Here is a 15,434-nt window from a genome sequence, read left to right on the forward strand (position 1 = left end):
CCATGTCAACAAAATATAAAGCCACAACAACCGAAAATGCCTATTTTATTACCCTAACTGTAGTAGGATGGATTGATGTTTTTACCAGAGTTAATCAGAAAAATGGTATTGTAAAAGCATTACAGTATTGCCAGAAAAATAAAGGATTGGAAATATATGCCTATTGTATTATGTCAAGCCATTTGCATTTACTTTGCAAAGCTATTAATGGTTTTATACTGTCGGATGTAATAAGGGACTTTAAAAAATTTACTTCGAAGAAAATAATTCAGACTATAATTGAAGAACCGGAGAGTCGGCGTGAATGGATGTTGGACTATTTTAAAAAAGCTTGTGAGCATTTAAAAAGGAATCAGCAATATAAAGTTTGGCAAGATGGATATCATGCAGAAATTGTTGAAACCAATCGATTTATTATCCAGAAAATAAACTATATTCATAATAATCCTGTCAAAGATAAAATTGTAGTTTGTCCGGAAGATTATTATCATAGTTCGGCAAGAAATTATGCGAATTTAGATAATGATTTAGAGGTTATTTTATTGGACTTATTTTAGTGGGCACGGATTACAAATCCGCGCTATCGGGGGGTTAAATTGAAAATTTAACAATATGGATTTAATATGGCTTTTTCTGTTGATTGTTACTGTCTTTATATCAATAAAAGATTTGATGAAATCGAAAAGACTACCTAATGACAACGTATATAACTTCTATCAAAATTCAAGGTTTTATCGCCTTTTAATTTTGGTTATTGCTTGTATAGTTGTTATTATAATGGTTATTGTAAGAAAAATTATTTAATAAAAAATAAATCCGCGCTATCTGGGGCTAAAATACTTAATGTAAATGAATAAGAAAATGATTATTCCAAGTCTAATTATGCTATTAACTGTTGGATGTAAAAACAGCAATAGTGATTCAAATATCGTACGACAAACCGATAGAACTACTGATACTGTTTTGGTATCAAGGATTGATTCAACTTCAATAATTAAAGAAAAACAAAAGACTGAACAAGAAGTAAAAGAAGTTGCTCCAGATACAACTATCAATAAAATTCTTATGCTTGAAAATGGTGAATCATTGCAGAAATTTTATAAGGATTATAAGATGATTTCAACAGTTGATAGATTGAGAGAAAGCCCAATAGTGATTTTTAGCAACTCTGATAAATCTCAATATTTATTAGCATACCAATACGAAGGTGGTTCAAAAAACAACTTCAGTTGTTTTGAAATTGGATATTTTGATAATGATAAAAAGTTAAGTAAAGATTCAAGTTACAACACATCTGATAGAATTTTTCAAACCGAATCAAAATTAGTTCTCGGTCTATCCTTAGATGAAATCATAAAAATCAAAGGCGATGGTTACAAATCAAAAGATGAAAATGGAGAAACTATTATAACTTATAGAATTGATGATTATGAAAAATCTCCATTTCTATTACGATATAATATGCCAGGCTATTTCATTGAATTTAGGTTAAAAAACAATAAAGCAACCAGAATTACTTTTGGTTTTGACTATCCTTAAATAATTGCGTAAAAGTCATTAAGCCCGATAGCGCGGATTTACTTCGTCTGTTCGGCTAAAGCCTCGGGTGTAATCCGTGCTATTAAAATTAAAAACTACAACCCTAAAAAGTTGTAGTTTTGTTTTTAGAGGGCATACGGTTTTAGTAAATACTTTCTAATCTTAGCACGGATTACAAATCTGCGTTATTGGAAAAAAAACAATCAAGATTATAGATGATACAAAGATTACAAAATAAACGTATTAGATTAGGTATAGTCTCAACAGTTTTCTTATTTATTGGTTGCAAACAAAATCAATCGAAAGCATTGTGTGGAACATGGTCAATAAAAGAAATGACTGTTAATCAGAAAAATTTCTCACCATTTTTATATGTCAATACATTTGGCCTTCATTGTAATGATAAGTCAGCGTGGTTTCATGCTTCATATTTTTTTGAAAGTGATAAGTCAGCACATTGGGAAATTGTAGAAAATAAAGGAGTTATAGATTCCATTAGAATCAAATCAAAAATTAAGATTTACAACGACAATTTTAGTGTTAAAATTGTAAAATCAAATGAAACAGAGCAGTTTCATTTAATCATGGAATCTAAAAATGTATATATAGCGGCGTATAAGATTATAGATGATTATTAGAGTTATACCCGATAGCGCGGATTTGCAATCCGTGCCATTAAAACTAAAAACTACAACTGTAAAAAGTTGTAGTTTTGTTTTTAAGGGTATACGGTTTTAGTGAATACTTACAGTTACAAGTCCATACTATCGGAACTAGCTACAGTTATTTTTTGTTCATAATAGTCAATCCAATTGCGTATTCTTCCCACATACATTTTAAGATAATTTTCAGTAAAAAATATATTGGACCAATCAAATCGTTGTGCTTGTACACCAAGATAAAATACAAAAATTGACGCTCCGGCATCAGGAATTGATTCCATTTCTGTTTCTGATAAATTTCTTATTTTTTGATAGCCATTTAGAAAGCTTTTTGCTTTTAATTCATATTCATTTTTGTCAGATTCTATAAAAAATAACTGTTTGCAAAAATAACCTACATCTAAAATTAATGACCCATTTCCGCAATTGTCAAAGTCAAAAATGGTGATTTCATTCTCATTATTGACACTCAGATTATCATACCAAATATCTAAATGAACGATTCCATTTTTATTTTCTAATAAATTACGTTCTTTAATTCTCGTTGCTATTTTACTACCAATTTCTTTTAAGAACTTCATTTCGTCTAAATCTTCGTCAAAAAAAGGTTTTAAATTGGTATAGGGTTGATTCAGAAGTGTTTCAGAATCATAATTTATTCTGTCAATTTTTTTACTTTCGGTTACGTTATGAATTTTAGCCATTAATGAACCAATGGAAAAACAAGTTTCGTTGGACATAAATCGCATTTTTTGGCCTTCAGCAAATGAAAAAAGTACTGCATATCGAATTCCTTCAGGAGCATTAATTTCTTGAATAAAGGTTCCATTACGATCTGAAATTGGATAGGAAACAGAAAGCGAATTTTGTTTGAGTAAATTCAGAAGTTCTAATTCTTGCTCAATTTCTATTTTTGTTCGCCATTTATGACAATAAACTCTAAAAACAAATTTTGTTTCATGATCCGAAATAAAGTAAGTATGATTTACTCCCGTTCTAAATAATTTACAATTAAGATTCTCTGATAGCAGGTATTTTTCTTTTATAAAATTCCCTAATGCTGTTTCTGATAATGTTGAGGCTAATACTGGAAAAGTTGTCATTTAGTTCGGTTTTTTATTATTGTGGCTAATTTATTACTGTGTATAAGGCGTCAAATAGATAGGTTCCTGATACCTATGAACAAGAACGACATTCAGGTGCTAATTTAAAAATAATTAAGAAATAGTATAACCCGATAGCGCGGATTTACTTCGTCTGTTCGGCTAAAGCCTCGGGTGCAATCCGTGCTGTTTCCAACAGCATTCGGCGGGATACAAGGTAGGGGCAAGCTTGTACCTTTTTCTATTTAAGCAGAAAATAATAAATCACAATCCAAATTACTGTAAAAGTTAGTCCTACATACAATGTGTTTAGATTTTGTTTTAAATCTTTTTTTATCACTAGTCGGTATAAAACCCAACCTATAAAAACTGTAAAAAAAATAATTGGAATATAGACTCTGAACATAATTTGTTTTGTTGATTAGTTTGGTTTAAGTCTAAAGTTATCTTGATTTAGATTGATAATAAAAATAAATAAATTTATTGAAAATGAGTTAGATATATGTGATTTTTGTAATGATAACAACATTAATATTCCCGATAGTTCCCGATGGCGCGGATTTATAATCCGTGCTAATAAAACCAAATCCGCACCATCGGTTTTTGTTTTTCTACAATATCTTTGTGGAAATTTATAGAATAATGACAAATAAAGTAACCGCTAATATCGATAAACTTGGAACAGTCGGTCTGTTTTTAACAGCGTTCTTTTCACCATGTTGCTTTCCGCTTTTTGCTTTTGGAGCTTCTGCTCTTGGACTTGGAAGTTTTGAATTATTTGGAGGTTGGACAATGTGGATTTTCCAGGCGATGGTTTTGATTTCACTTGTTGGACTTTTTATAGCTTACCGAAAGCACCGATGTATCTATCCTCTGTTGGTTGGCGTTCCAAGTGCACTTTTAATATGTTACGGTTATTATTTCGCTAGCGATGGTACCTATTTTATTTATACGGGAATGTTTGGGCTGTTTATTGGTACTGCCATAAACTACTACCGAAACAAACTTCACGGAAATTGTGATACCTGTACTATTTACAACGGCAAAACCGTTGCATTGGAATCAACGATTAGGTGTCCGAAATGCGGGCATAAAAAAACGGAAATGATGCCAACAGATGCATGTGAGTTTTTCTATGAATGTGAAAACTGTAAAACACGGTTACGACCATTGGAAGGTGATTGTTGTGTGTATTGTAGTTATGGAACGGTAAAATGTCCACCGATTCAGGCTAGTGGAAATTGTTGTTGATTTGCCTGTCTTTTGTTTTTAAATACATGTGGTTTTAGTGAATACTATAAGAACTTGGCACGGATTGCACCCGAGGCTTCAGCCGAACAGACGAAGTAAATCCGTGCTATCTGGTGTAAAAGAAATTAAAATATGAAAAGTAGATTATTCGTTGTAGTCTTTTTGTTTGCTAGCCTTATTAATAGCTCTTGTAAAGATAATTGTAATAATGAGTTAGCTGTTGAAGAGTTTAAAAAAGATCTTCAAACTGTGGCATATTCAATAAAAAACACGAATATAAATTTGAAAGAATTACCATTAGTAATCCAAAAAATTGAAAAAGTGTCTTCTATAGAATCGGAATCAGATAGCAATTATTTGGGTAAATTTCATCCTACATCATCAGATGTTATGAAGTGGACGAATTGGTTTGAAAATAATAAAGAAAAATTATGTTTGGACAACAAAAATAATATTTATTATTTAAAGGAATAAATCCGAGTTATCGGGATTAATAAAATGAATTTGCAGAAATATATTTTAGATAATAAAGAAGAATATTATCAATTAGCAATTGAATATTATTATAATATTGATGAGGATCATCGGAATGATCTTAGTAAGATTGTACTTAAGTCCATATCAATTCTAATTGATCATAAATTCATTCCAACACCTTGTGTTAAGATAAAAATAGAACTTCATCATCAAACGGAGCAAAAAAGAATTAGCACTTACTACTTATATCTTAGTGAAGAAAAAGAATTTATAGATGAATTTCTAATAGATAATGATTAAAGTCAGAAACCCCGATAGCGCGGATTTATAATCCGTGCTAATAAAACCAAATCCGTGCTATCGGTGTTTTTATTCAGTTTTTGTTTAATGCCCAGATAATTGCTTTTTCTTTTGTGGCTCTAAATAGTGTTGTGTGCTTTTCTTTTGGTTCGTCGGAAAACTTCCATTTTATGTTTGCTCGGTTTTCGGATTTCAATAGCGCTGCCAATTCTTTTGTAAAGGGGGCAATATCTTCCGCATTTGAGCCAGCAAACCAAATTCGTTTATCAGTTGATGGAAATTTTGCTAAATGCTCTTTTGCAGTTCTTACTAAATAATGATTATTCCACCATAGCGAAGGGTCAAAAGCAATATAATTGTCAAACATTTCAGGTGCTAAGAAAAATGTTTCCACTACAAAAAGTCCTGATGCCGATTCTCCGATAATACTTTTTTCGCTCGTTGTTCTGTAACGTTTCTCAATTTCAGGGAAAAGTTCCTCTTTTATAAAAGCTCTAAATTTTTCAGAACCGCCAACAACAGGTGCTATTTCCTTGTCTTTTGCTACTTCGGTAAAACCTGTTAAATCGCGTCTTCTTTGTGTGTTTTCTATTCCCACGAGAATAATTGGTTTTATTTTGTGCTCTTTTATAAGTTTAGCCAATGTATTTGCAATGTGTGGAAAGTCTTCTTTTGTTCCACCGTCTGCCATATACATTACCGACAATGAGTCGGTGTTTGATTTGTAGTTTGCCGGTGTCCAGACATTAATTATCCTTTCTTCTCCAGCCTGTTTCGATTGAATTTTAAAAGTTTCGTGTTCCGGAATTGGATCACTTGGTTGTGATACGTTTGAGCAACTCATAAGTGTTACCAGTAGAAAAATAAGGGTGTAATAAATACATTTCATTTGTTTTATTTTTAAGTTTGGTTGTTGTATGCTGACGCACAACTTTGTTACGATATATAAGGCGTCAAAAAGATAGGTTCCTGATAGCTATGTATAACAAGAACTACGTTCACGTGCTAATTTAAAAATAATTAAGAAATAGTATTTCAAAATCTTTAATCGGTTTCCAACGGCATTCGGAGTAACATAGCGTGTCCGTCCTTTTCTTTTCCACCAACACCCAAAACCAAGCAATAAACGGGTGTTGAGGTACCAATAAACAAAAAACCTACTCCAAATTGGAATAGGTTTTCAAAGGGAGAACCTTAAGACTATTGATGTTTCAGTAATCGTTATTTTTTGTATTCTTTTACGATTTGATTTATTTTACCAAATATGGACTGATCTTCTTTATCTTTCATTTCGATTTCAATTCTGTCTCCAAAACGCATAAATGGAGTTGAAGCTTTTCCATCTTTTATTATTTCTAAACATCTAACTTCAGCCAAACAACTTGAACCATTCAGACTTCCTTGGTTTGCGACTGTTCCGGAGCCGATAACAGTTCCGGCCATTAATGAACGCGTTTTAGAGGCATGTGCGATTAATTGACCAAAATCAAATGTCATATCAATTCCTGCATTAGGAGAACCAATACATTTGCCATTTAAAGTTGAATATAATGGTAAATGCAGTTTTCCATTTGTCCAATCGCCATCGAGTTCGTCGGGTGTAACAACAACTGGAGCAAATGATGTCCAGGGTTTGGATTGATAAAATCCAAATTGTTTGGATAGTTCGTTTGGTATCAGATTTCTTAGAGAAACATCATTGATAATTGTGATTAGTTTAATATGATTTAAAGCGTCTTCTGAATTAGTTCCAGCTGGAACATCATCAGTAATAACGGCTACTTCTGATTCAAAATCAATACCCCATTCTTCGTTTTCAATCGTGATGTCGTCATTAGCCCCAATAAATGCGTCAGAAGCTCCCATATACATTAACGGGTCTGTCCAAAAAGATTCAGGCAATTCAGAATTTCTAGCTTTACGTACCAGTTCTACATGAGTAACATAGGCACTTCCGTCTGCCCAATGATAAGCTCTCGGAATTGGAGCTAAAACTCTTACAGAAGAAAAATCAAATGTATTAGGGATCTTGTCTGCGTTTAAGTCTTGATAAACACGTTGTAATTTAGCCTCAGTTTCTTTCCAATTATCGATTGCAAATTGCATAGTTTCTGCAATTTCAGGCACTTTTACAGCTTTAGTTAATTCTTTATTTACGACTACTAATTGTCCATCTCTGGTTTTGTTGTCAATTGAAGCTAGTTTCATTTACTATTTGTGTTATTCGTTTTTTATAATTGTAGTTAAATTATTATAAGAACAACAAATTTAGACAAAAACATTGAAACGAACCCAAAGGTGATGAACATCATCGCTTATCTCTTATTTTGTGTTAACAGAAACAAATCTTCGGAACCACAATCCGACGCTCGGAATTACTTTAAACTAAAAAGAGCATACAAACCAAATTGCACGCTCTTTAAAGACCAAAATAATCAGAAGGATAAAACCATCAATCATTCAGATTATATAAAGATACGATAAATAAAACAAAAAATACTGATTGAATGGTTTTTGTGATAAGTTTATGATAAACGAAGTCGTTTCAGACCGCGCGGATTTATAATCCGTGCTAATAAAACGAATCCTAAACGTTTTACACCTGACAGGTTTCCAAAACCTGTCAGGTGTTTATTTAAACAGTTGATTTGATCAAATATTATTTATTCTCGGCTACATACTCGAGTATACCGGATAGCGCGGATTTATTTTATCAGTTTGGCTAAAGCCTCGAGTGCATCCGTGCTAATAAATCAGATGACTATTACAAATTCCGCTCAAACTATGATTTTAATGTAGCCAAATAATCGGCAATAACGTCTTTTTGGGTTAAATCAATAATCCGTTTTTCATACCAGTCGACTAAAACCATTTGCAGGTCTACACCAATAGCATACAGAAAATTGATTATCCCGGAATTGTCGGTTGTCATTTCGATTTCAGAAGCAAACGAATCGAACCATAGATAGGTTATACGATCATTTTCGGCATATAAAAAAATGGCAAAGTTGTGATAAACAAAACAACTCGCATTTTGAATGATACTTCGATACGACCTAAACGTGCTGTTTTTTACAAAATCAGGTTCGGCAAGTGGTATAAAACCATGGCTGATCAATTTTGTAGTCAAATCGGATATCATGATTGCTAAATCGAATGTAGGAACAGGACGGTTACCGCCAATGGGACGCGTAGTAAAATACTGTTCGCTTTCCGGAACCATTTCCCAGGAATTGCGTTCTTCGTCTTCTAATGCTGTCAATAGTGTAAAAGCCTCGTTTATAAAACGGACATTATTAACCGAAGTAAACTCATAACATAAAAAAGAATCCTCATGAAAATAGGGCTCCATAAGCGTTGTTTTAGCGATAGTTAACAAAGCTATCAAAAGTAAGTGATCAAAAATAAAAATTCTTTGTTGTTACGTTTTTCCGTAAAGGAAATGCTGGTTTATTGTGGTTCTTTGCGATGAATTATAACGTAATAAAGGAACATTATGGCATATCGAAAAGGCTATTTTAAAAAAGACGGAACCTATGTACAGGGGCATTTTACAAATCATCACAGAAGGAGTTATAAAGGCGGAAATGGCTGTATGATTTTAATTGTACCGGCACTTCTGATGCTGCTATTTTACGTGTTATAGGTTATTTTGGCTATTTGTTTACACTGATCTGGTAGTGTGGATTTGATAGCGGATTTGATAGCGCGGATTTATAATCCGTGCTAATAAAACAAACCCTAAACGTTTTACACCTGACAGGTTTCTAAAACCTGTCAGGTGTTTATTTAAAAAGTTAGTCTGATCAAATATTATTTATCCTCGGCTACATATTCGAGTATATCTCCGGGCTGACAGTCTAAGGCCTTACAAACGGCTTCCAGTGTCGAAAAGCGAATTGCCTTTGCCTTTCCTGTTTTTAAAATGGAAAGATTGGAAAGGGTCAGATCGACTTTTTCGGAAAGCTCATTCAGCGACATCTTTCGCTTGGCCATCATAACATCTAAGTTTACTATTATCGGCATATATTATATCGTTAAATCGTTTTCATTCTGAATTTCGATACCGCGTTTTACGATTTGAGCAATTACAAACAGGATCACAGCCATAAAAAGCCATACATCGGCACCATCGATATTTAAGATACGCAAGTTAGGAATTCCGGCACCTTGTTGGGTAAGCCATTCGGAATAATGTAGGCCGTAATACGAAAAAAAACCGATGCCCAAAGCCAGATAAGCTATGTTTAGAATAAATTGGCGTAAGGCACTACTAAAAGGATTGGCAATGTTTAATTTTTTGTCGACAAACAGTTTTACGATCAGATAAAACAATATTGCTTTTAATACGGCTACGATGGTCATAATAATGGCAATGACAGCAAAATGACCTCGATCTGATTTAAAAAGACCGGATAAATAATCGGCTCCCTCCCAAAAGTTGTGTACGCCATCCGGGTTGATAAAAAGTGAAATAATAGTGTTTACGGCAATGCCGCCCGCTTCTACACATAAGCCGATAAAAATGATCCAGGAAAATACCTGTAGTACTTTCAATATCTGGTTGGTGGTGATTTTAATTTCCATAAGATGATGATGATTTAAAATTTACAAGACAAATATCAGTAAAAATTTATTGAAAAACAATAAAAATAAATTGAAATACAAAATATTTGTACGTTGAGGTTTAAAATGAAATATTCTTATTTCCGGTTTTCCGTAAGGAAATCGCGGCTTGCGGACTGTTATTTGCGGGTAATTACAAACAATAAATAAGTAGATTATGGAAACGATTCAGGCGATTAAACCCGGACCAAAAAGACAAACGGACAAAGGAAAAGACGACAAACGGCAACGGGTTACACCGGACAACAAGCCAAAACATCCAACTTTAAAACCGCATAAGCATAAACGTAATGATTAACGGTATTAAAAAAGAACGGAGTCTGATAAAGACTCCGTTTTTAATTATTGATCAAAGCTATATAGAAAGGGGGCTTGTCGTATAAAACGAGGTTGCTCCATTTCCTGTAGCACAAAATTGGTCAGATCGGTAGCACTGATAAAATCACCGGGACAATCGACCAAAGACGTATGATACGAAAACGATTCGTCGGTTTGCCGGATTAAAGGCAACCGAATCATCGTCCAATTCAAATCACTTTGTGCGAGTAATTCGTATTCCTTTTGTTTGTCATATGTGGTATCCGGGAAATGATCATACATCCATTGAGTGGCCATTTGTACTGTATCACTTTTAGCATCGGTTGGTGTGTTTACATTTAATCCGGTTGTTACAATATAACGTGACAATTTATAGTGGCGCATGGCTTTTATAATATGACTGGTTGCGGTACTAAAAATCGTGGGTTCGCCCTTGGGTTGCCCAAGTGTACTCACTACCATATCACAGTCCTGTAACAAAAGCAATACCGATTCAAAATTGCGGGCATCGCCTTTTATAATTTTAAGCAAAGGATTTTGAGTATCAAAATTTTCGGGATTCCGAAGTAGTAATGTAACGGAAAAACCTTTTTTAAGCAGTTGTTGTACAAGGTATTTTCCGGATTTTCCGGTGCCGCCAATTACGGCAATTGTTATAGTTTTCATTGCGATTGTTTTATAAAATTAGAGAATAAAATACCGGGACTCCATTGGGAATCCGGATGTTCAGGAAGCATTCCTAAACCGGGATTGATATTTTATAAAACAGTTCGAATACGACTAAGATACAAAAAAGGAAGTAAAAAAGTCGCTAATTTTTAAACTCGGAACCGATACTGTTGCTAAGATCATAAAGCAACCACTGTTTTTCTAGTACGGCATTTTTTTCATTTTTCAGCAATCGGATGAAGTCTGAAACACCAACCGGTTCATTACCGTTACCATGAATCAGAACGATACTTCCGGAAGTCGCCAATTGTCCTTTTGCAAGCCAGGCATCACTACCAATTGGAATCAGCCCGTAATCCGTTACAAGACTAACGACTTTGTTGTCCGATACCAGTCCGGGAAAACGGAAAAATACGGAGGGGATAAGTCCTTGTTCGAGCATCACAATCTCATTTTGTAATATTTCGTAGTTAACATCGGTACCGGGTTTGAGCAGGAAATTGTCCTGTAATGGGAACTTAGGATCATAAAAATGACTATACGTATGATTGACCCAGGTAATACGGATCGCATTATTCTTTTCGAGTTGTTGCAGCCACCCGATGTCGTTGCGATGGTTTTCCAGAAAATGTCCGGATAGGGAGAGCGCTACCGGAACCGGTTTTTCAATGGAGCCAAATGCAGTCATAAGATCGTTGAAAATGTTCCGATCCAACGGTTTGTGCGACGGACAAAGGTCGATGGTTAGTGTAATTCCTTTTTCCTTTGGATAACCATGAATAATCCCTGCATCCTGTAACGAAAAAGATTGGGAGGAGGCATATTGCAAGGCTTTTAGATAGGGCGTGTTCTTAAATTGTTTTTTCAGTGTTTCCCAGGAAGCGGTTTGTACCTGTAATGCGCTAGCGGGTACAATCCGGGTTTCGAGTGTCGTACAATTTACGGTTAGATACTGCAGTTGTCCGTTTTGTTGGAAACGCCTTAAAACAATCAGATCTTCCCGGTTGAGTTGTCCGTAGCCGGTGTAACGTGTGTATTGGCGAATGTCAGATTGCGCATTCGCAACGGTAACAAGCAGGTATAACAAAATCAGAAATAAGCGTTTGAATGACATCACAGACTATTTTTAAACAGTATTGAAAGTACTAAATTCAATGCAATTTTAGCGATAAATACCAAGAATAATAAGTATGCTTATAGGATTCAGACAAAAAACAGACTGTATTAAGTCATTATAGGTCATCCGTTACAGTCTGAATTTTGTTTCAAAATTCAAATGACTTGTATCATGTTTAAAATAAAACAGTCGTCTAATTTTGTATTGTTAAACAATAATGAAAGCGTTACAGACTCTTTTCAATGTACACTCAGAAATTAATTTAAATCATGCCGATGCCCATACAAACGACTGTAAAAGAAAGCGAAATACTTATTGTGTATTTCTCACATACCGGTAACACAGAACAACTGGCCGGCTATATAAAGGAAAAAACCGGTGGTACCAGTATTCGGCTCGAATCGGAAATAGTGTATCCAACCGATCACCAGTCAGCTGTACATTTTGTCATGGAACAGAATAAAACGAATGTATTACCGGAGTTGAAAAACAAAATTGAAAGCCTGAATAGGTATAAAGTAGTGTTTTTAGGTTTTCCGGTCTGGGATAAGCGCCTGCCGCCACCGGTACGAAGTTTTTTAAAACAGTTTGATTTAAAAGGAAAAACAATACTGCCGTTTCATACCCATTCCGGTTTTGGTTCCGCAAACAGTATTCCGGAAATTCGGGAATGGTGTCCGGAAGCTACTATCGGGCCAGCCTTTTTGGAAAATGGTGATGCTGTTACAACGATCAAACCAAAAGTAATAGAATGGCTGGAAGAAGTATTGGGAAAATAAAAATCCCTGAGATCAGGGATTTTTACTAGTATTAGGATATGGAATCAAAACCGGAATTAGGCTACTGTTGTGGCAAATTCATCCTGTGGTAAACGTACTTTTTTAAAAGTCGCAAAAATATCATTTTCGGTATCGCGGTAGCCCAAAGCCAGTACCACAACACTTTTTAGTCCTTTTTCCTGTAAACCTAAAAGGCGATCGAATTTTTCCGGATCGAAACCTTCCATTGGCGTGGAATCCACGCGTAAATCGGCAGCAGCAATCATCGCGGTTCCAAGGCCGATATAGGCTTGTCGGGCGGCCCATTGGAAATTGTGCTCGTCGCCGCGTGACAAGATACCGTTTACCAATGCATTTTTAAAATCGGCTAGATTTTCAACCGGAATTCCGCGTACGGTCGCAATATGGTTCATATAGTCTTCAATTTGTTCAAGGGTGACTTTTTCAAATGCAGCAAAAACCAGCAAATGCGATGAATTAGCAATTTGTGTATTAAAAGAGCCTTCGCCCAATTCTTTTTTAAGCTCCGGGTTTTCGACTACAATCAGGCGATACGGTTGTAATCCGGTTGAGGAAGCCGATAGATTGGTCGCATTAATAATCTGGTCGATGGTATCGGGATTTACTTTTTCGGTGTTGAATTTTTTAGTCGCATAACGCCAGTTAAGGCTTTCGATTAATTCCATGATAGTACAATTTAATGATTCTGAGGACAAAGTTCGAAATAAGTTGTTTACTTTTGTTACTAACAAACAAAAAGTAATAGTAACATAGAGGTAACAAGCGGGATATGGAAACACCAATTCACTCACAAATGGCCTGTGGTAAGGCAATAATGGCGGTACACGATGCAATGTATGTTTTGGGCGGTAAATGGAAGATTTCGATTATTGCGTCGTTGCTATTTGGAAAAAAACGCTATTCCGATATTTTAAAAGATGTCGATGGAATTTCCGGAAAAATGCTTAGTCGCGAATTAAAGGAAATGGAAATAAATCAATTGATCAAGCGTACTGTGATCACGACGCAACCGGTTAGTGTGATGTACGAACTAACGCCTTATGGCGAAACGGTACAACCGGTAATTACGATTCTGGCGCAATGGGGAATTGCACACCGGGATCTGATTACCAAAGGAACTGCCGACGCAGGATTGTAATAAAACTTGCGATACGTTTTAAAAAATAGTAACTTGAAACGTTATAAACTAAAACAAGAAACGATGGCCTGGAATCCCGAACTATACGATCAGTTTAAAAAAGTCCGCTACCAGCCGTTTTATGACCTGGCGGCTTTTATTCAACCGAAAGAAAACCTTATAGCAATCGATTTAGGTTGCGGAACCGGAGAACAAACGGCGATTTTATCCCGACAGTTTCCCGGAAGTCATTTTACCGGGATTGATGCTTCGGCCGAAATGCTGGAAAAATCAAAAGCGTTTGCAAATGAAAATCTGCATTTTGAACAGGCTACCACCGAATCCGTTATCAATTCCGATCAAAAATGGGATCTTATTTTTAGTAATGCCGCGTTACAATGGTCGCCGTATCACGAAGAATTGTTTCCCAAACTCATTTCCCGTGTACAGTCCGGTGGACAATTAGCAATACAAATGCCGGTGCAAACGGAGAATATATTAAACCGGATTTTATTGGATCTGGTTCAGGAAAAGCCCTTTTCGGACTATTTAAAAGGGTATAAACGCGATTCACCGGTATTGTCTTTGGATCGGTATGCGCAGATATTATTCGATAACGGAATACGCGACATGCAATTGCTACAAAAAGTGTATCCGATTATCGCGGAAGATCATAAAACCTTATTCGATTTTATTTCCGGAACGGCCTTATTACCTTATACAGAACGGATGGACGACGAGCAACAGTTGCATTTTAACCAAGTGTTTCTGGAACGAATCGCGGCACATTTTCCAAAACTACCGGCATTATATGCTTTTAAACGAATAGTGTTATACGGCGTAAAGATGGTTTAAGATAAAGAATAAAGAGGAAAGAATAAAGAGGAAAGAAAGGGATCGTGTGGAATAGAGGTTTAGGGTTTATATAAAATTTAGTTAACGACGTATTCCGATATCCGATTTTTATATAATTTTCAATTTATATTTATTGATCAAATAAAAAGTAAGTATGGCCGCCATTAAAACCAAACAAACCGACGCCGATGTTCACGAGTTTATCGACAGCTTTGCCGCTACCGAACAAAAAAAGCAGGATAGCTATGCTTTAGTAAAGATCATGCAGGATTTTACTGGTTTTGAACCTAAAATGTGGGGACCATCTATCATTGGTTTCGGGCGCTATCATTATAAATCGGAGCGAAGCCGTCAGGAAGCCGACTGGCCTTTGGTGGGGTTTTCACCGCGAAAAGCGGCTCTTTCATTATACATTCATATGGGGAATGAAGAACAGCACCCATTGTTGGAAAAGCTCGGAAAATGCAAGATAAGCAAAGGCTGTATTTATGTCAAAAAGCTGGCGGATATCGACATTGAAGTGGTTAAGGAATTAATGGGGAACACGATACTGCAATTACACGAAAAATACGGTAAGTTGTAAAAGGGATTCCTGCATTG

General features: G+C 35.3%; 21 protein-coding genes and 1 pseudogene. 13 read left to right on the top strand and 9 right to left on the bottom strand.

Annotated elements, in window-relative coordinates; all coding sequences use genetic code 11:
- Window positions 1-2: 2 nt before the first annotated feature.
- From AAFN64_RS05405 to AAFN64_RS05415, 3 genes are all read left to right on the top strand, one after another.
- The gene (locus AAFN64_RS05405; RefSeq protein ID WP_347759536.1) at window positions 3-557 is read left to right on the top strand and encodes a transposase; all 555 of its coding nucleotides are present in this window, start codon (window positions 3-5) and stop codon (window positions 555-557) included.
- 292 nt (window positions 558-849) lie between these two features.
- The gene (locus AAFN64_RS05410) at window positions 850-1,539 is read left to right on the top strand and encodes a hypothetical protein (RefSeq protein ID WP_347759537.1); all 690 of its coding nucleotides are present in this window, start codon (window positions 850-852) and stop codon (window positions 1,537-1,539) included.
- A 215-nt stretch (window positions 1,540-1,754) separates the two neighbouring features.
- Window positions 1,755-2,177 carry a hypothetical protein gene (locus AAFN64_RS05415; RefSeq protein ID WP_300486777.1) on the top strand — a complete coding sequence of 141 codons (423 nt, stop codon included), beginning with the start codon at window positions 1,755-1,757 and terminating at the stop codon, window positions 2,175-2,177.
- Window positions 2,178-2,290: 113 nt separating this feature from the next.
- Here the strand turns inward: AAFN64_RS05415 and AAFN64_RS05420 are convergent, their stop codons facing one another.
- A complete protein-coding gene (locus AAFN64_RS05420; RefSeq protein WP_347759538.1) occupies window positions 2,291-3,304 on the bottom strand; it encodes a phosphotransferase in 1,014 nt (337 codons plus the stop codon).
- A 642-nt stretch (window positions 3,305-3,946) separates the two neighbouring features.
- Here AAFN64_RS05420 and AAFN64_RS05425 point away from each other — a divergent pair.
- The 4 genes and pseudogenes from AAFN64_RS05425 to AAFN64_RS05440 all read left to right on the top strand — a co-directional run.
- Window positions 3,947-4,285, top strand: a pseudogene (locus AAFN64_RS05425) (MerC domain-containing protein); the annotation flags it as partial.
- 51 nt (window positions 4,286-4,336) lie between these two features.
- A complete protein-coding gene (locus AAFN64_RS05430; RefSeq protein WP_347759902.1) occupies window positions 4,337-4,555 on the top strand; it encodes a GDCCVxC domain-containing (seleno)protein in 219 nt (72 codons plus the stop codon).
- 132 nt (window positions 4,556-4,687) lie between these two features.
- Window positions 4,688-5,029 carry a hypothetical protein gene (locus AAFN64_RS05435; protein WP_347759539.1) on the top strand — a complete coding sequence of 114 codons (342 nt, stop codon included), beginning with the start codon at window positions 4,688-4,690 and terminating at the stop codon, window positions 5,027-5,029.
- Window positions 5,030-5,059: 30 nt separating this feature from the next.
- Window positions 5,060-5,332: a hypothetical protein gene (locus AAFN64_RS05440; protein WP_347759540.1), complete on the top strand. Its 273-nt coding sequence runs from the start codon at window positions 5,060-5,062 to the stop codon at window positions 5,330-5,332.
- A 73-nt stretch (window positions 5,333-5,405) separates the two neighbouring features.
- On the opposite strand, the gene AAFN64_RS05445 is transcribed toward AAFN64_RS05440, so the two are convergent.
- The 3 genes from AAFN64_RS05445 to AAFN64_RS05455 form a co-directional block, all read right to left on the bottom strand.
- On the bottom strand, window positions 5,406-6,221 hold the full coding sequence (locus AAFN64_RS05445) for an alpha/beta hydrolase-fold protein (protein ID WP_347759541.1): 816 nt from the start codon (window positions 6,219-6,221) through the stop codon (window positions 5,406-5,408).
- Window positions 6,222-6,553: 332 nt separating this feature from the next.
- On the bottom strand, window positions 6,554-7,540 hold the full coding sequence (locus AAFN64_RS05450) for a fumarylacetoacetate hydrolase family protein (protein WP_347759542.1): 987 nt from the start codon (window positions 7,538-7,540) through the stop codon (window positions 6,554-6,556).
- Between the two features lie 574 nt (window positions 7,541-8,114).
- Window positions 8,115-8,684: a hypothetical protein gene (locus AAFN64_RS05455; protein ID WP_347759544.1), complete on the bottom strand. Its 570-nt coding sequence runs from the start codon at window positions 8,682-8,684 to the stop codon at window positions 8,115-8,117.
- Between the two features lie 144 nt (window positions 8,685-8,828).
- On the opposite strand from AAFN64_RS05455, the gene AAFN64_RS05460 reads away from it, so the two are divergent.
- Entirely contained in the window at window positions 8,829-8,978 is a 150-nt protein-coding gene (locus tag AAFN64_RS05460; protein ID WP_300486787.1) for a hypothetical protein, read from the top strand.
- A 167-nt stretch (window positions 8,979-9,145) separates the two neighbouring features.
- Here the strand turns inward: AAFN64_RS05460 and AAFN64_RS05465 are convergent, their stop codons facing one another.
- Both AAFN64_RS05465 and AAFN64_RS05470 read right to left on the bottom strand, forming a co-directional pair.
- Window positions 9,146-9,358 carry a helix-turn-helix transcriptional regulator gene (locus AAFN64_RS05465; protein ID WP_347759545.1) on the bottom strand — a complete coding sequence of 71 codons (213 nt, stop codon included), beginning with the start codon at window positions 9,356-9,358 and terminating at the stop codon, window positions 9,146-9,148.
- A 3-nt stretch (window positions 9,359-9,361) separates the two neighbouring features.
- Window positions 9,362-9,919, bottom strand: a complete 558-nt coding sequence (locus tag AAFN64_RS05470) for a DUF2975 domain-containing protein (protein WP_347759547.1) — start codon at window positions 9,917-9,919, stop codon at window positions 9,362-9,364.
- Window positions 9,920-10,115: 196 nt separating this feature from the next.
- Here AAFN64_RS05470 and AAFN64_RS05475 point away from each other — a divergent pair, with 196 nt between their 5' ends.
- Window positions 10,116-10,256 (top strand): hypothetical protein, encoded by a 141-nt coding sequence (locus AAFN64_RS05475; protein ID WP_347065392.1) that lies wholly within the window; start codon window positions 10,116-10,118, stop codon window positions 10,254-10,256.
- Window positions 10,257-10,300: 44 nt separating this feature from the next.
- On the opposite strand, the gene AAFN64_RS05480 is transcribed toward AAFN64_RS05475, so the two are convergent.
- Together AAFN64_RS05480 and AAFN64_RS05485 are read right to left on the bottom strand one after the other, a co-directional pair.
- Window positions 10,301-10,942, bottom strand: coding sequence for an NAD(P)H-binding protein (locus AAFN64_RS05480; RefSeq protein ID WP_347759548.1), 642 nt, complete (start codon window positions 10,940-10,942; stop codon window positions 10,301-10,303).
- A 145-nt stretch (window positions 10,943-11,087) separates the two neighbouring features.
- On the bottom strand, window positions 11,088-12,059 hold the full coding sequence (locus tag AAFN64_RS05485) for a polysaccharide deacetylase (protein WP_347759549.1): 972 nt from the start codon (window positions 12,057-12,059) through the stop codon (window positions 11,088-11,090).
- Between the two features lie 278 nt (window positions 12,060-12,337).
- Between AAFN64_RS05485 and AAFN64_RS05490 the strand changes: the two genes are divergently transcribed.
- Window positions 12,338-12,841, top strand: coding sequence for a flavodoxin (locus tag AAFN64_RS05490; protein ID WP_347759550.1), 504 nt, complete (start codon window positions 12,338-12,340; stop codon window positions 12,839-12,841).
- A gap of 56 nt (window positions 12,842-12,897) precedes the next feature.
- Here AAFN64_RS05490 and AAFN64_RS05495 read toward each other — a convergent pair whose 3' ends face one another.
- A complete protein-coding gene (locus tag AAFN64_RS05495; RefSeq protein WP_347759552.1) occupies window positions 12,898-13,527 on the bottom strand; it encodes an NAD(P)H-dependent oxidoreductase in 630 nt (209 codons plus the stop codon).
- A gap of 104 nt (window positions 13,528-13,631) precedes the next feature.
- Here AAFN64_RS05495 and AAFN64_RS05500 point away from each other — a divergent pair, with 104 nt between their 5' ends.
- From AAFN64_RS05500 to AAFN64_RS05510, 3 genes are all read left to right on the top strand, one after another.
- The gene (locus AAFN64_RS05500; RefSeq protein WP_347759554.1) at window positions 13,632-14,000 is read left to right on the top strand and encodes a helix-turn-helix domain-containing protein; all 369 of its coding nucleotides are present in this window, start codon (window positions 13,632-13,634) and stop codon (window positions 13,998-14,000) included.
- Window positions 14,001-14,063: 63 nt separating this feature from the next.
- On the top strand, window positions 14,064-14,834 hold the full coding sequence (locus AAFN64_RS05505; protein WP_347759904.1) for a methyltransferase domain-containing protein: 771 nt from the start codon (window positions 14,064-14,066) through the stop codon (window positions 14,832-14,834).
- A gap of 154 nt (window positions 14,835-14,988) precedes the next feature.
- Window positions 14,989-15,417, top strand: coding sequence for a DUF1801 domain-containing protein (locus tag AAFN64_RS05510; RefSeq protein ID WP_347759556.1), 429 nt, complete (start codon window positions 14,989-14,991; stop codon window positions 15,415-15,417).
- Window positions 15,418-15,434 lie beyond the last annotated feature (17 nt).

Source organism: Flavobacterium sp. CAU 1735, assembly GCF_039888695.1.
Lineage (GTDB): Bacteria > Bacteroidota > Bacteroidia > Flavobacteriales > Flavobacteriaceae > Flavobacterium.

Excerpts from the sequence above, each read along its gene's own strand:
- AAFN64_RS05450 (WP_347759542.1), bottom strand. The coding sequence starts at position 7,540 with ATGAAACTAGCTTCAATTGACAACAAAACCAGAGATGGACAATTAGTA.
- AAFN64_RS05505 (WP_347759904.1), top strand. The coding sequence starts at position 14,064 with ATGGCCTGGAATCCCGAACTATACGATCAGTTTAAAAAAGTCCGCTAC.
- AAFN64_RS05475 (WP_347065392.1), top strand. The coding sequence starts at position 10,116 with ATGGAAACGATTCAGGCGATTAAACCCGGACCAAAAAGACAAACGGAC.
- AAFN64_RS05405 (WP_347759536.1), top strand. The coding sequence starts at position 3 with ATGTCAACAAAATATAAAGCCACAACAACCGAAAATGCCTATTTTATT.
- AAFN64_RS05410 (WP_347759537.1), top strand. The coding sequence starts at position 850 with ATGAATAAGAAAATGATTATTCCAAGTCTAATTATGCTATTAACTGTT.
- AAFN64_RS05435 (WP_347759539.1), top strand. The coding sequence starts at position 4,688 with ATGAAAAGTAGATTATTCGTTGTAGTCTTTTTGTTTGCTAGCCTTATT.
- AAFN64_RS05495 (WP_347759552.1), bottom strand. The coding sequence starts at position 13,527 with ATGGAATTAATCGAAAGCCTTAACTGGCGTTATGCGACTAAAAAATTC.
- AAFN64_RS05510 (WP_347759556.1), top strand. The coding sequence starts at position 14,989 with ATGGCCGCCATTAAAACCAAACAAACCGACGCCGATGTTCACGAGTTT.
- AAFN64_RS05460 (WP_300486787.1), top strand. The coding sequence starts at position 8,829 with ATGGCATATCGAAAAGGCTATTTTAAAAAAGACGGAACCTATGTACAG.
- AAFN64_RS05465 (WP_347759545.1), bottom strand. The coding sequence starts at position 9,358 with ATGCCGATAATAGTAAACTTAGATGTTATGATGGCCAAGCGAAAGATG.
- AAFN64_RS05485 (WP_347759549.1), bottom strand. The coding sequence starts at position 12,059 with ATGTCATTCAAACGCTTATTTCTGATTTTGTTATACCTGCTTGTTACC.
- AAFN64_RS05480 (WP_347759548.1), bottom strand. The coding sequence starts at position 10,942 with ATGAAAACTATAACAATTGCCGTAATTGGCGGCACCGGAAAATCCGGA.
- AAFN64_RS05445 (WP_347759541.1), bottom strand. The coding sequence starts at position 6,221 with ATGAAATGTATTTATTACACCCTTATTTTTCTACTGGTAACACTTATG.
- AAFN64_RS05470 (WP_347759547.1), bottom strand. The coding sequence starts at position 9,919 with ATGGAAATTAAAATCACCACCAACCAGATATTGAAAGTACTACAGGTA.
- AAFN64_RS05415 (WP_300486777.1), top strand. The coding sequence starts at position 1,755 with ATGATACAAAGATTACAAAATAAACGTATTAGATTAGGTATAGTCTCA.
- AAFN64_RS05490 (WP_347759550.1), top strand. The coding sequence starts at position 12,338 with ATGCCCATACAAACGACTGTAAAAGAAAGCGAAATACTTATTGTGTAT.
- AAFN64_RS05455 (WP_347759544.1), bottom strand. The coding sequence starts at position 8,684 with ATGGAGCCCTATTTTCATGAGGATTCTTTTTTATGTTATGAGTTTACT.
- AAFN64_RS05500 (WP_347759554.1), top strand. The coding sequence starts at position 13,632 with ATGGAAACACCAATTCACTCACAAATGGCCTGTGGTAAGGCAATAATG.
- AAFN64_RS05420 (WP_347759538.1), bottom strand. The coding sequence starts at position 3,304 with ATGACAACTTTTCCAGTATTAGCCTCAACATTATCAGAAACAGCATTA.